Genomic DNA, 255 nt, shown 5'->3' with positions numbered 1-255 from the left:
GTGGATGCCTTGGCGATTACAGGCGATGAAGGACGTAGAAGTCTGCGATAAGCCTCGGGGAGCTGACAAACAAGCTTTGATCCGAGGATTTCCGAATGGGGAAACCCGGCCTTTTAGGTCATTGCATACTGAATACATAGGTATGCAAAGCGAACGCGGCGAACTGAAACATCTAAGTAGCTGCAGGAAAATAAATCAACCGAGATTCCCAAAGTAGTGGCGAGCGAAATGGGATGAGCCTGCATGATTTAGCAT

1 rRNA gene is annotated in these 255 nt (G+C 48.2%); it reads left to right on the top strand.

Annotated features, from left to right (window positions below):
• Positions 1–255 (top strand): 23S ribosomal RNA (locus GTP77_RS30055); the annotation flags it as partial.

It is taken from the genome of Pseudoduganella aquatica (assembly GCF_009857595.1).
GTDB lineage: Bacteria > Pseudomonadota > Gammaproteobacteria > Burkholderiales > Burkholderiaceae_D > Rugamonas > Rugamonas aquatica_A.
This window is presented reverse-complemented; position numbering and strand designations above follow the sequence as displayed.